Source organism: Brevibacterium siliguriense (assembly GCF_900105315.1).
Lineage (GTDB): Bacteria > Actinomycetota > Actinomycetes > Actinomycetales > Brevibacteriaceae > Brevibacterium > Brevibacterium siliguriense.
The window spans coordinates 1,072,781-1,087,064 of the sequence record NZ_LT629766.1 but is presented as its reverse complement, the minus strand read 5'-3'; the positions used below and the strand labels follow the sequence as shown (position 1 = coordinate 1,087,064).

The following is a 14,284-nucleotide window of genomic DNA, read 5'->3' as shown; positions in this document are numbered from 1 at the left end:
GCTGAGAGTGCAATTCCTCTCACATTCCGAACGGGGCCCGTCCACAGCAATCACCTCGCTGAGACGGCCGCCCACCTCACGCAGTCATCCGCGGAATCCGCGGAATCACCTCGCCGAGGCGGCGCCACCTTCAATCGTGACGTATCTACGCCGCGACGTACCGGTCCGCGACGTCGAGTGCCCGATCCAGGGCGGCGAGCCCGAATCGCACGTCCTCATCCGGGGTGTTGAGCGGCGGCACGACGTGGATGCGGTTGAAGTTCGCGAACGGCAGCACGCCTTCGGCTTTGAGAGCGGCGATGACCTCGTTCATCTCCGGCGAGCTGCCGCCGTAGCCCGCCAGCGGCTCCTTCGTAGTCCGGTCCTTGACGAGTTCGACCGCCCAGAAGCAGCCGAGACCCCGGACATCCCCGACCGAGGGGTGGCGCTGAGCGATTTCCCGCAGAGCCGGACCGATGATGTCTTCGCCGAGGCGGTCGGCATTGGCGATCATCCCCTCGTCCTCCATCGCAGTGATCGTCGCGACCGCTGCCGCGCAGGCGAGGGGGTGGCCCGAGTAGGTCAGTCCGCCCGGGTAGGCCCGATCGCGGAAGGTCTCGAAGATCGTCTCCGAGATGGCGACTCCGCCGAGCGGGACGTATCCGGAGTTCACGCCTTTGGCGAAGGTGATGAGGTCCGGGGTGACGTCCCAGTGCTCGACGGCGAACCAGCGACCGGTACGACCGAATCCGGCCATCACCTCATCGGCGATGAAGACGATCCCGTATTTCGCGGTCAGTTCGCGCACACCTGCAAGGTAACCGGCCGGCGGGGCATATATGCCTGCTGTGCCCGGCACGGTCTCGAGGATGAGGGCGGCGATGTTGCCGGGCCCTTCGAGCGTGATCATGTCCTCGAGGTGCGCCAGGGCCCGCTGCGTCTCCTCGGCCTCGGTGGTCGAGTTGAAGTACGACCGATACGGGTAGGCGGGCATGAAGTGGACGATGCCCTCAGCTGAGTAGTCGTTGGCGAACCTGCGCGGGTCGCCGGTGACATTGACGGCCAGTTGCGTACCGCCGTGGTAGCTGCGGTAGGCCGAGAGCACTTTCGTCCGACCCGTGTGCAGCCGGGCCATCCGGATCGCGTGCTCGTTGGCATCGGCTCCCCCGTTCGTGAAGAACACGTGATCGAGGTCGCCAGGGGTGCGTTCGGCGATGAGTCGGGCTGCCTCGGAGCGAGCGTCGTTGACGTGCTGCGGCGCGATCGTGCACAGCTTGCCGGCCTGCCCCTGGATGGCGGCGACGACGGCAGGGTGCTGGTGGCCGATATTCGTGTTGACCAGCTGCGACGACAGGTCGAGCAGCTTTCGGCCCTCACCGTCCCAGACGTAGGACCCGGCGGCATCGATGATCGTCATCGGCTGGAACGGCCCCTGTGCCTGCCAGGAGTGGAAGACGTGCGCACGGTCGAGGTCGTGGGCACGTCGCCCGGCCTCGATGAGATCGGGATCGATCCGGTCAGCGCCGGGGCGATCAGCGTCGAGGTGTGATTCGGTGAGCGGGGAATCCGCGGTGGTGGTCATGTCAGGTCTCCTTCGCAGAGGTGGTTCGTCGTTGCGTGAACGTCCGCCCCTGAACGGGACGATTGTCAGTGGTGGTCGGTTCAGTCGTTGGTCGGGAAGCCGAGGTTGAGTCCACCGTGGCTGGGATCGAGCCAGCGTGAGGTGACGACCTTGCCGCGAGTGAAGAAGTGGACGCCCTCGTCGCCGTAGGCGTGGGTGTCGCCGAACAGCGAGTTCTTCCACCCGCCGAAGGAGTAGTAGCCCACGGGCACGGGGATCGGGACGTTGATGCCGACCATGCCGACCTCGACTTCGTTCTCGTATCGGCGGGCCGCTCCTCCGTCGTTGGTGAAGATCGCGGTGCCGTTGCCGTACGGGTTGGCGTTGATGAGGTCGAGGCCTTCGTCGTAGCCGGGGACGCGGACGACGGCGAGGACGGGCCCGAAGATCTCATCGGTGTAGATCGACATGTCCGTGGTGACATTGTCGAAGAGCGTCGGGTTGAGGAAGAACCCGTCGGCCGGAGTGTTCTCCCGACCGTCGAGGACGACCGTGGCGCCGGCTTCGGCGCCGGCATCGATGTAGCCTGCGACCTTGTCGCGATGGGCGGCGGTGACGAGCGGTCCCATATCTGGCTCCGTCGTACCGTCCCCGACGCGCAGCGTCTTGGTCCGTTCGGCGATCTTCGCCACGAGGTCATCGGCGATGGAGTCGACGGCGACGACCACGGAGATGGCCATACAACGCTCACCGGCAGCTCCGTAGCCGGCGTTGACGGCGGCGTCGGCGGCGAGGTCGAGGTCCGCGTCGGGGAGGACGAGCATGTGGTTCTTCGCTCCGCCGAGTGCTTGGACGCGTTTGCCGGTGGCCGTGCCGTTCTCGTAGACGTACTTCGCGATCGGGGTCGACCCGACGAAGGACACCGAGGCGACCTCGGGGCTCTCAAGGATCGTGTCGACGGCTTCCTTGTCGCCGTGGACGACATTGAACACGCCGTCGGGCAGGCCGGCTTCCTGCCACAGCTCTGCGAGCCAGTTCGCGGCCGTCGGGTCCTTCTCCGAGGGCTTGAGAACTACGGTGTTGCCGGTCGCGATGGCGACGGGGAAGAACCACATCGGGACCATGGCCGGGAAGTTGAACGGCGAGATGATCGCGGAGACGCCGATCGGCTGGCGCAGGGAGTGGACGTCGATGTTCGTCGAGGCGTTCTCCGTGTGGCCGCCGCGCAGGTGGCCGGCGATGCCGCACGCGAACTCGACGACCTCCTGACCGCGGGCGACCTCGCCGAGGGCGTCCGAAACGACCTTGCCGTGCTCGGCGGTGATGATCTCGGCCAGTTCCTGCTTCCTGGCGTTGAGCAGTTCGCGGAAGTTGAAGAGCACAGCGGTCCGCTTGGCCAGGGATGTGTCGCGCCAAGCGGGGAACGCGGCGGCGGCAGCGGCGATCGCCGATTCCACCGTCGCCTTCGATCCCAGCGCCACCTGACCGGTGACGACGCCGGTGGCTGGGTTCGTGATATCGCCGAGGCGGGTGTCGGTGTCCGCGGTGACGGACTGTCCGTTGATCCAATGAAAGAGAGTTGCCATGAGGAGTCCTTCTGCGTCGTTGGTACGTCGGTTACGACCATCCTCTGTCCGCTCAGCCGGTCGGGGAAGTGTCAGAATGTCAGAATATGCAGGTCGGGACTTACACTGTGTCAATGGACACTGCGCAGGAGTCGAGCGGAGCAGCACTGAGCATCGCCGGTCTGTTCGAATTCGAGGAGATCAGTGCCGCCGGGCCACTCGTGCTTGCCGGCGAGGCTGATTTCGATCGGATGATCCGCTGGGTCCACATCGCCGACTCCGAGCACGTCGAGCGGTTCCTCGAAGGTGGGGAACTCGTGCTGACCACGGCCACGACATTTCGCCGGTCCCATGAGGCGATGACGGAGTTCCTCGACCAACTCGAGCGCGCGAATGCGGCCGGGACGATCATCGAGCTCGTCGATGAGAACTCGACCCACGATGAGGAAGCGCACGAGGCCGTGCGCGCAGCCGCCTCGGCGAGGGATCTGCCCGTCATCGTCCTCCCCCGCCGAGTCAAGTTCGTCAGAATCACCGAACTCGCCCATCGCAGCCTTCTGGCACAGCAGATCTCGCAGCTCGAACATGCCCGGGAGATCCATGAGACCTACACGCAGCTGAGCCTCGATCGGGCGGGGGCACAGACGATCGTCGACCGCACTGCAGACCTGCTTGGCACAGCGGTGGTTCTTGAGGATGTGTCGCATCGGGTTCTCGCACATTCCGGCCGTGGTTCGCAAGCTCTGGCACAGAAGTGGACGGACCTCGTCAGCGGAGCGAGTACGATGCCCGACGGGTTCGCCCCGGCCCTGTGGCGGCAGACGCCGGTGGGCTTGCGCACCCGCAGATGGGGCCGGCTCGTCGTGCCACTCGCTGCCGAGTCCGTCGCCGATCTCGAGCAGGTCATCGAACGCGCCGGTGAAGCGCTGACGCTGACTCGGATGGCCGATCGCGATGAGCAGGATCTGCTGCTGCAGGCTCAAAGCGGACTGATCCGCGAGATCACGGACTCTGAAGGCATCGACGAGCGTTCGGCACTGGAGCGTGCACGTTCCCTGGGCTTCACTCCTGCTGACAGGGCCGAGTTCACCCCTGTCGTCGTCCGCATCGACCGGGAGTCCGACACCGATCCGACGCGGGTGCAGCTGCAGGAGCGGGGTCTGACGCAGGAGCTCGCCTCTGCCGCCTCGCGACTGAACCTGTGTCTGCTCATGACGAGCCTGCAGTCGGGCGCTTTCGGGTTCGTTCTGGCCCCCGGTCGTGGGAGGACCAGTCGCCCGCAGCGTCGGCGAACTCCACTCGTGGGCGCCGAATCCGATGAGGCGGGCACCACGCGGGCGAATTCGCGTGGCACCGTGGACGCCGATGACCGTCTCAACCGCCTCCTCGCCGAGCTCGAGGGGCTCGCTGCGAGCTGGGTGGTCGGGGTCGGCCGCGGCAGCCCTTCGCTGGTTCGCGCTGTCGCCGGTCTCGAAGCGGCATCCCATGTCGCCGAAGTCGCGTCGACTCTCGATGTGCGTGAGCGTTCGTTCTATCGCTCCTCGGACGTGCGCATTCGCGGGCTGCTGTCTCTGCTGGCCGAGGACTCGCGGCTGCGAGCTTTTGCTGAGGGTGAGTTGGGGCCCCTGCTCGGCGAATCGAGCGGCGACGGCCGACCCAGGGGCGGACTTCCGCGTTCGCCCTCGGATTCCGCAGACGAGGATCTGCTCGATCTTCTCGAGCTCTATCTCTCGCACGGCGGCAACAAGTCTGCGATGGCGCGGGCCGGGCATCTATCCCGGCCAGCACTCTATGCACGGATCACGCGACTGCAGGACCGCCTCGGCGTCTCGCTCGATGACGCGGAGTCGCGCACGGCACTGCACGTGGCGCTGCTGTGGTGGAGGATGTCGGGCTGAGGACCGGGCAGTCTCGGCCGGTCGACAGCATTTCAGTCGAAGAGGGAGCGGATCGTATCGGTGACGGGAATTCCTCGTTCGGCCGCCTCGGCGCGGTTGGCATAGCGGCGATCACCGGGTTGACGGTCCATGCCTGCGCCGCGGAGCATGTCGACGAATTCGCGGACTCGGCTCAGGTAGGCGTCGTTGCCACCGCGCCCGGGGTCGATGACGATGAAGAGCTGGCCGGTGCGGAACGTGTGAGCGCCCTCGGGAGCCTCTGCGTCGATCTCATAGGTGAAGGCACCGCCGGTCAGCCCTGCCGCCAGCGTTTCGATCATGAATGACAGCAGCGCACCCTTGTGCCCGCCGATCGGACGGATGCCGCCGCCGTCGAGGATGGCGTTCGGGTCAGTGCTGTCCGCTCCGGTCGAGTCGACTCCGGTGCCGACCGGAACCTCCCGGCCCTCGGCCCGCAGAAGCTGCAGGTCCCCATGGGACATCGACGACGTGGAGAAGTCGAAGACGACAGGGTCCGCGTCGGCCACGGGTGTGGCGAAGCCGAACGGGTTCGTGCTGAAGACGGGCCGCGTCGCCCCCTCGGGGACGACGGCGAGCTTGCCGCTGGCGATCATCCCCATCGCCACCCGGCCCTCGCGGGCGAGGGCCTCGAGATCGGGCCACAGGGCGCTGAAATGGTGGGTATTGCGCAGGGCGATGACGGCGACGCCGGTGTCATCGAGTGCCCGGCCGATCGCCGGTCGCGCTTCGGCAAGAGCAGGCTGAGCAAAGCCGTTGCAACCATCGATGCGGATATAGGAAGGCCCGACGATGTCGATGCTCGCTTCCGCGGCCCCATCCGCCCAGCCGCGGGTCAGTGAATCGAGGTAGCCGGCCACCCGGAAGACTCCGTGGCTGAGCGTGCCGTCGCGTTCGCAGGTCGCGCAGTTGGTCGCCAGCACTTTCGCAACCGCCGGGGAGGCTCCCGCCGCGGTGAGCTTGGCTTCGATGGCCAGGACGAGATCCTCGAAGGAGATTCGGTCGGTTTCATTCGTCAATGTGCGCTCCTTTTGTGCGGCATGTGCTGCGAATCGTGTCGGCTTCGACCATTGCCCTTACCCAGCAGACTATCGTTCGCTCGGTCGCCTGCCGTGGAGTTCCATATTCTCTCCTCAGTTCTCGCCTGCGGGTTCCGCCACGCTCGCACCGCCGCTCCAGATATCGCCGACGGTGAAGCCGACGGGGAACGGATCATCGGCTTCCAGCACAAGCTGTTGGAATCCCGTGATCCACCCGCGCCCGCTGATCGAAGGGATGACGGCCGGCAGTCCGCCGATCTCGGTCTCCTCCTTCACCACGGCGGTGAAGGTCGTGCCCATCATCGATTCGTGGACGAAGCGCTGCCCGACCGGCAGTTCGCCGCGAGCATGCTTGGCCGCCACTCGACCACTCGTCCCTGTGCCGCAGGGCGAACGGTCGAACGTACCGGTCCACGTGTTCGGATCGTCGAGGTCGACGAGGCCGTTGGGCAGGACGACCGCATTGCGTCCGTCGGCTCCCGCGGTGCGCGCCGGTCCGTGGATCAGAGGCAGACCGATCGAATTGATTTCGGGGATGAGGGGATGGCTCAGCTCGAAGGTCTCGTCAGCCGCCTGCCGCATCACGCTGGCCGCCCTGATGATCTCCTTGGCATTGCCCGGATCAAGCTCCACGCCGAGGTTGTCCGCCGCAGTCTGCACGTAGAACTGACCTCCGAAGACGATGTCGACGGGGATCGTCCCGTACCCCGGCACTGCAAGAGGCAGGTCGAGTCCGTGGACGAAAGCCGGGACATTGTCGAAGGTCACCGATTTCGCTCGGCCCGCCTCCACCTCGGCGCGGACCGTGACGACACCAGCGGCGGTGTCGACGCGCAGTTCGGTGACCGGTTCGCTGACATCGACGGCCCCGGTCTCGATCAGCGCCGTGACGGTGCAGATGAGGTTCGACCCGGACATCGGCTTGAACCCGCCCTGCTCCATGACGATCATTCCGAAATCGCAGCTCGGATCTGTCGCAGGCACGACGATCGGGGAGCACAGGCCGGGATAGCCGCGGGGTTCGTGGAGGATGAGGTTCCGGAAGTCGTCGAGGTGCTCTTCGCAGTAGCGGAGCTTCTCGGCCATCGTCGCACCTCTGACCCGCAGCCCCGAGCCGATGAGCACGCGGCCGGGTTCACCGGCGGCGTGGACATCGACGGCCTGGATGAGCTGCCTGTTCCTCACGTTCCCTCGTCTCTGCTCGGACCTTCAGCCCACGTGTTCGATGCCGGTGACTTTCTGCGTGATCATGGGCCCTTCCTCTTCCGTTCGGCTCCGTGTGGCGGTGGGCATTCAGAATCGATTCGGGGACACACGAGCGAGGAGCTCGTCGGGCAGCGTCGAGCTTCCGTCAGTCATGAGTCCGGCAAGCAGTCGGGCGGATCCCGGTGCCAGCGTCAGACCGAGCATCGAATGTCCGGAGTTGATGTAGGCGTTCTTCACGGAGTCAAGGCGTCCGATGACGGGAAGGCCATCGGGAGTCATGGGGCGCGATCCGGCCCACGGTGCCAGTTCTCCCCGACCGTCACCCCACTCTCGGAATGCTTCCCGAGCCGCCCGGCGGATCGCGTCGACGCGAATCTCGTTGACGTTGTCGTCCGTGCTGCCGAACTCCATCGTGCCTGCCAGTCTGAGCTTGCCGTTCAGCGCAGTGACGGCGACGCGAGCATCTTCAAGGGTCAGCGATGTGCGCAGCTGGACCGGGGCAGGGGAATAGTCGATGCTGTAGCCCTTGCCCGAGTAAATCGGAATGTTCTGGCCCAATTGCTTGGCCAGAGCCCCGGACGGAACGCCAGCGGAGATGACGATGGCATCAGTTGTGATGACCTCGGCATCGGAGGTGACGACGGCGGTCACGGCGTCACCGGAACGGACCAAGCGTCCGACGCTGGTGTTCTCCCGCACGATGACACCGAGAGCGGAGAGTTTCGCGAGAAGGCCGGCCGTCAGGGAGTCGGGTTCGATCTGTCGGTCGTCGGAGAAGAACAGACCGTGACGGATACGATCTCTCAGGGCCGGTTCGGCTTCGCGAACAGCATCGTCGTGGAGGCGCTGCGGGTGGTGGCCGGCGGCTTCGAAGGCCGGCAGGCTCGCGCAGTGCTCATCGAAGCGTTCCCGAGTCTCGAAGGCCAACAGCACACCGCGGTTGTGCATCTCGAAGTCGATGCCTTGGGTCTGGTACTCGTCGAAGAGGTCGTTCGCGTCCTCGCCGAGGCGCAGGTGGAGATCGAGACCGGCTTCGAAGTCACGCGCATTGCAGTGTGCGGCCATCCGAAGCAGAAACCCGAGGTAGCCGGGCGCGATCGACGGTCTGATCGACAGCGGACTGTCGGGTCTGAGCATCCATCGGATCCCCTGAAGCAGCACCCCTGGGGCGGGTACCGGAGTGCTCTCGGAGATGGCGACCTTCGCGGCGTTCCCGTGCGAGGCACCGGCGCCGCAGCCGGCGGCCTCGATGACGGTGACCGTGTGCCCTCGCAGAGCCAGTTCGTAAGCGCTGGTCAGCCCGACCACGCCGCCTCCGATGATGACTGTCTTCATTCGGTTGCCCTCCGTTGGTCCCCGAATCGGCGGTTTCGTCACCTCGCCAGAGCAGAGGTCGCCGAAATTCCAATCAGTCTAGGACAATCCAGTGCAGGACACACATTTTGACCATTAACCCCACCGCGCGACTTGCCGCACTTGATTAGCAGGGTGCCCAAAATGTTCCCAACAGGCACAATCCGGGGATGAGGAAACCCCCGCGTTCCGCTTGTTCTAGCGGTACGCGGGGGTTTCCCGTTCTGCGGAGCCGGTGGGATTTGAACCCACGGTCCCCCTATTGGAGGACTTCACCTTAGCAGGGTGACGCTTTCGGCCGCTCAGCCACGACTCCATCTGCACTGCGGCGATCTGCTCCGGCGAAATACCCCGCCGACAGACCCTCCAGCACTACGGGTACAGCCTAAGGGAAAGGAGCCATCCAGGGCAAAGCGCGGCCGCGGAGAGTGGGCTTCGTCATAATCGAGTCGACCTGTGATGGGCGCGAATCCGGGCCGAACGTCCCCTTTGTTCCGCTCCCCCACACCGGAATTCCAGCATTCATCAATGTGCAGGCGTAAAATCGGCGTGATGTGCTTTGCGGTCTGGTCTCAGATCTTCGCAGGAACGCCGGTCGGAAAACCGAATGCCGCGGTGTGCCCTGCGCCGGAAACGAGAACGGCGAGCGGGCCGTACTGCACGAGAAGACAGTTTTTGAGGAGTAGACAACTTGCCAGAGTTTCCCCCTGACAAGCGCGGACCGCATGGGAGCGACCCCGATTCCCAGACAGCTGGTCGTCGGCTCCGCGCCTCCTCTCGCCCCCGGTTCCGCGGCGACACCGCCGCCAGTGAAAGCGACTCGACACCGCGGTCGAGCTCGCCGCAGCAGAATTCTCGGCAGTCTGAGCCTCGCCGCTCGGACTCCCAGCGTCGCGACTCGCAGCAGCTGCCGACCTCGGCAGTGAACCCTCGCCGGTCCCGTACGAGTTCGGACCAGAGTTCCGGCCGGGACTCCAAGCGATCCACCGATGCCCGATCCGACTATTCGTTCCGCACAAGCTCCCGAGGATCCGACGGTCCATCTGACAGCCGACTCGGCGACAGCCCCCGTGGAGATGGATCTTCGGCCCGGTCTCCGCATGCCCCGCCGCCGCGCCCGGTGGCTCCTCGCACTCGCCGTGAGGCCCGCATGCTGCGCGCTGCTGCCGCCAGCGGAGCCTCCGCGGCCGGAGTGGCCGCGGCAGCGAGCTCGAATACACAGTCCGATCCGGGCACTGACTCACGACGCGCTCCTGCTCACGATGCCCCACGCACATTCGCACGGGACGTATCGGCCGCCTCGGCGAGGGGTTCCCGCGACGATGACCGCGCAGACAGCGACGTCGACACGGATTCCGCTCCGACAACTCGCCGCGACGCCCGCGAACGGCATGCAGCCGAATCCCGCGGTCGGGGCCGGAAGAGGGCATCAGGTGCACGGTCAGCGCGCAGCGCCGCGGCCGCAGCAGCCAGGTCGTCCTCCGAAAGATCATTCGGCGGCGACTCCGCCCACGGCGAGAGGTCGACCGGACCCGGACGGTCCCGCCGTCATTCCTCCCGCCTCGGTGAATCGTTCCCCAGCCTCGTCGGCTGGACCTCGCTGAGCACCCTCCTGCCCGGTGTCGGGCTGCTGCGCACACGCTTCCGGCCCGTCGGACTCATCGTGTTCGGCCTCTTCATCCTCACTCTGCTCGTCGGGCTCGTCTACCTGCTCGTCAAGGGACCGGTGCGCGCGGTCGCCACGGTCGTCGCCAGTCCGTCGCTGCTGAACTTCCTCGCCATCGCCGCCGTACTCGTGGCCGTGATCTGGATCCTCGTGATGGTCGTGTCCCACCTCGGGCTGCGTCGTGGGCACCGTTACCGCCCCTGGCAGAACAAGATGGCCGGTGTCCTCGTCGTCTCGCTGGCGCTCATCATCGGCATCCCGCTGGGCGTCGGGTCTGTCTTCGCCCGCGTGCAGTCCGACACAGTGGCCAGCCTCTTCGGCGACAGCACCGGCAAGGCCCACAGCGCTGAGGAGCTCTGGGCCGACAAGCCCTATATCAATGTCTTCCTCATGGGCCGCGACAACGGCGACGACCGTGAGGGCACCCGCCCGGACACCATGCTCGTGGCCTCCATCGACACGAAGACCGGAAACGCCGCACTCATCTCCGTGCCCCGCAACCTCGCGTTCCCGGTCTTCCCCGAAGGCAGCGAACTCGACAAGGCGTGGCCCGACGGATTCCGTCCCTCCGGCGACTCCTCGCAGGACCTCATCAACGCCGTGTGGCAGTGGGGCGAACAGAACCCCGACCAGATCGGCAACGCGCACGGACTCGAACCGGGAATGTGGGCGACGATGCAAGCAGTCGAGGGCTCTCTGGGCCTCAAACTCGACTATTGGTCCTCGGTCGACATGGCCGGATTCGAAGACGTCGTCGACGCCATCGGCGGAGTCAAGATCGACGTCGAACGCCCGATCCCGATGGGCGGCGGAAAGTCGATGTCGGGTGTGAAGAACGAGATCTACGGTTGGGTCGATCCGGGCCCGCAGACGCTCAAGGGCAAGGACGCACTCTGGTACGTCCGCTCCCGCGAAGGCAGCGACAACTACGACCGCATGTGCCGTCAGCAGCGGATGCTCAAGACCACTCTCGAGCAGATCGACCCGCAGGAGATTGCCACGGCCTACCCGAAGCTCGCGAACTCCGCGACGCGGAACATCGCCACGTCGATCCCGCAGAACGAGATCCCGGCCTTCATCGAACTCGCCATGATGATGCAGAAGGGCGACGTCACCACGGTGCAGATCAACAATGACGTCACCCCGACCTACGACCCCGATTACGATGTGCTCCATAAGTGGATCCTCGGCGAGGTCAAGGGTGCGTCCGACGGTGAGGAGACCCCGAAGCCGACGAACGACGGCAGCAAGTCCCAAGAATCCGAGGACAGCACGGATTCGACCAAAGGCACCGCCACCGATGAACCGACCGATTCCGCGGACGGATCCACGGATGAGGCCGGCGCCGAGGCGGACGCCACCGAAACGGCGACGCCGGGTGAGCCCAACGCCGAAGGCAAGTGCTACCCGAAGGGCTTCAAACCCGGTGACGACTTCCCCGGCTACCCCGGACCCAACGGCGGAACCGGCGAGCAGGGGTGAGTCAGGCTCCACAGACTCCTGCACCCGCGGTCGCGATCATCGGTGTCGGACCGCGGGGTCTCACCGTTCTGGAGAGGCTCGTGGCGCTGGCAGCGAAGCGCTTCGCCGGCGCAGCCGAGACCGCGCTGACCATCCACCTCATCGACCCGTACCCGCCCGGTGCGGGAATCGTGTGGCGCACCGACCAGCCCGAGTCGCTGCTGATGAATACCACCATCGCCGAGCAGACCGTCTTCCCCGACTCCAGCTGCACCTTCCTCGGCTCCGACGAAGCACCGACCGGTCCGTCCATGGCCGAGTGGTTCGTCGCCAACGGCGGCTCCGAACCGCTCCACTCGACTTTCCCCAGCCGCAGCCTCTACGGCCGCTACCTCCGCGATGCCTACCGCCGCATCCGCACGAGTGCACCGGGCTTCATCGAGATCGTCGAACACCCGACGAAGGCCGAATCCGTCATCGACCTGCCCACGATGGACCTCCCCCAACCGTTGCCCGCGGGATCGCGAGCCACGGTTCCCGAGCAGCTCGTGCGCTGCCAGAACGGCACGACGATCGTCGCCAGCGCCGTCGTGCTCGCCGTCGGCCACATCCCCAGCGCCCAGCCGGAGGAGCGCGCTCGTTTGGCCGCGTTCGCCGAACTGGGTGGTGGGCTCTATCTGCCGCAGGACCTGCCCGCGGAAACCCCCGTCACCGAGGTGGCCCCCGGTGAGCGTGTCATCGTCCGTGGCATGGGGCTCAACTACTTCGACCTGCAGACCCTGTTCACTCATGAGCGCGGAGGCCGCTTCGTCCCAGAGCCCGGCGGTCAGCTGCGCTATGTTCCCAGTGGCGACGAACCGCAGCTGGCGTTGGGCTCGCGGCGCGGCATCCCGTACCGCAGCAAACCGATCTGTCACGAGCATCCGCGCCGGGACTGGCCGTTGCGGTTCTTCACGAAGGACAACATCGCGCTGCTCGCCGGCCTCGACGACCTCGACGGGGAACGCAAGGCCGGCGCCCGGTTCAATGATCAGCTGTGGCCGCTCATCCTCGCTGACCTGCGCCTGGCGTACTATCACACACTCTCCCAGGTCCGCCCCGAAGCGTTCACCGATGACCCCGGCCAGCTGCGTGAGGCCATCGGCGAGGCAGTCTCGCGCCACCTGACCCGACGCACTTGGCAGGAGACCCACCCGCAGTCGACGGGCGCGGCCAGTGCTGCCGAGACTCGTGCCGCGGCGACCGTTCGGGCCGGAGACGGTGCCGCCTCGACCGCTCGTGTGGGAGCAACCGCTCGTGTGGGAGCCAGCGCCACGACCACCGAGGACGCCGCCCGCCAAGGCCGCGTCACCCGCGAGGCCTTCGCCTGGTCGGAGATCGAAGAGGCGCTCGTACCCGATCTCGCCGACCGCATGTCCCTGCACACACTGCTCAACCCGCTCGAAGGCGAACTCTTCACCAGCCGTGAACCCGGCGAACCCGGATCCCTGCACGAGTGGATGCTCGACTTACTGCGCACCGACCTGCGCAGCTCCCTGGCCGGTCCGACCGGCAGCCCGGAGAAGGCTCTCTTCACCGTGCTGTGGCAGTCCCGACTGCTGCTCAAGGAGCTCATCGTCGCCGGTCATATCGACCGCGTGAGCATAGACATGGAGATCCTCGGCTGGTTCGAGGGCTTCGTCTCCGGCATCTGCGATGGACCTCCCCCGCAGCGGATCGCCGAACTCATCGCCCTCGCCGAGGCGGGATTCGTGTCCTTCATCGGCCCCGATATGCGTATCGAAGAGAACCCTGATGCTCTCCGCGAGAGTTCAGCGGCGCCCGAAGCTGAAGCAGAGAACGCAAGTTCCGGCATCGCCGCACGCCCGGACGAGGTCGAGAGCCCCACTGCCGAAGCGCAGGGCCCCACAAATGAGGCGCAGGGGCCACGGCCGGAGATCTTCACGGTGACCTCTGCTCAGGCCGCGGGAGCGATCAAGGGCAGCGTCGTCATCGATGCCGCGTCCCCGACGAACTCCGTCTCGCGCGCAGCCGATGTCCTGCTGTATGGGATGCTCGAACGCGGCCAGCTCACCGCGGCCCGCCTGACCTTGGACGACGGCCGGGAGAAATTCCTCAACGGACTCGCCCTCACGTCTCGGCCGTACCGCACGATCGATGTCGAGGGCAACGTCCACCCGCGCCGGTTCGCTCTGTCGATCCAACTGTCGTCGCAGCAGTGGGGGCTGGCGATCGCCGCTAATCCGGGCACGAACGCGGCCACGCTCAACGACTCGCACGCCGCCGCCGAGGCGATCCTCGACCTCCTCTGAGGCTCCGCAGGATCTCGCCGGACGCCAGTCGCCGCTAGCTCTCGGCCCACCCGCGACTCTGCGGACGCTGACGACCCAGTTCCGCCAGCGCCCCACACCGCCCGCGGCAGTTGCCGAACTCCGCGCCGCGCAATGCACGTGGCGAGTTTCGGTGCACCCTTCTCTGTAGTGCACACGGAGGAAAGTGCGCATTTCAGAAAAGGGTGTACCGAAACGCTCTCTGCC

Annotated in this window: 8 protein-coding genes and 1 tRNA gene; 3 read left to right on the top strand and 6 right to left on the bottom strand. The window is 66.2% G+C overall.

Features of this window, described 5'->3' with window-relative positions:
- Positions 1–145: 145 nt before the first annotated feature.
- Together BLU88_RS04675 and BLU88_RS04670 are read right to left on the bottom strand one after the other, a co-directional pair.
- Complete coding sequence (locus BLU88_RS04675; RefSeq protein WP_092010546.1) at positions 146–1,561, bottom strand: aspartate aminotransferase family protein; 1,416 nt, start codon at positions 1,559–1,561, stop codon at positions 146–148.
- An 80-nt stretch (positions 1,562–1,641) separates the two neighbouring features.
- Positions 1,642–3,126, bottom strand: coding sequence for a CoA-acylating methylmalonate-semialdehyde dehydrogenase (locus BLU88_RS04670; RefSeq protein ID WP_092010543.1), 1,485 nt, complete (start codon positions 3,124–3,126; stop codon positions 1,642–1,644).
- Between the two features lie 113 nt (positions 3,127–3,239).
- On the opposite strand from BLU88_RS04670, the gene BLU88_RS04665 reads away from it, so the two are divergent.
- Positions 3,240–5,003: a PucR family transcriptional regulator gene (locus BLU88_RS04665; protein ID WP_092010540.1), complete on the top strand. Its 1,764-nt coding sequence runs from the start codon at positions 3,240–3,242 to the stop codon at positions 5,001–5,003.
- A gap of 32 nt (positions 5,004–5,035) precedes the next feature.
- Here the strand turns inward: BLU88_RS04665 and BLU88_RS04660 are convergent, their stop codons facing one another.
- From BLU88_RS04660 to BLU88_RS04645, 4 genes are all read right to left on the bottom strand, one after another.
- Complete coding sequence (locus tag BLU88_RS04660) at positions 5,036–6,040, bottom strand: Ldh family oxidoreductase (protein WP_092010538.1); 1,005 nt, start codon at positions 6,038–6,040, stop codon at positions 5,036–5,038.
- A 114-nt stretch (positions 6,041–6,154) separates the two neighbouring features.
- Complete coding sequence (locus BLU88_RS04655; RefSeq protein ID WP_092010535.1) at positions 6,155–7,246, bottom strand: proline racemase family protein; 1,092 nt, start codon at positions 7,244–7,246, stop codon at positions 6,155–6,157.
- Between the two features lie 108 nt (positions 7,247–7,354).
- Positions 7,355–8,602 carry an FAD-dependent oxidoreductase gene (locus BLU88_RS04650; protein WP_092010532.1) on the bottom strand — a complete coding sequence of 416 codons (1,248 nt, stop codon included), beginning with the start codon at positions 8,600–8,602 and terminating at the stop codon, positions 7,355–7,357.
- 245 nt (positions 8,603–8,847) lie between these two features.
- Positions 8,848–8,936, bottom strand: a tRNA-Ser gene (locus BLU88_RS04645).
- Positions 8,937–9,740: 804 nt separating this feature from the next.
- Here BLU88_RS04645 and BLU88_RS04640 point away from each other — a divergent pair.
- Together BLU88_RS04640 and BLU88_RS04635 are read left to right on the top strand one after the other, a co-directional pair.
- A complete protein-coding gene (locus BLU88_RS04640; protein WP_231939589.1) occupies positions 9,741–11,768 on the top strand; it encodes an LCP family protein in 2,028 nt (675 codons plus the stop codon).
- Entirely contained in the window at positions 11,765–14,059 is a 2,295-nt protein-coding gene (locus tag BLU88_RS04635) for an FAD/NAD(P)-binding protein (protein WP_092010526.1), read from the top strand. Before BLU88_RS04640 ends, BLU88_RS04635 begins: the two co-directional genes overlap by 4 nt.
- Positions 14,060–14,284: the final 225 nt, after the last annotated feature.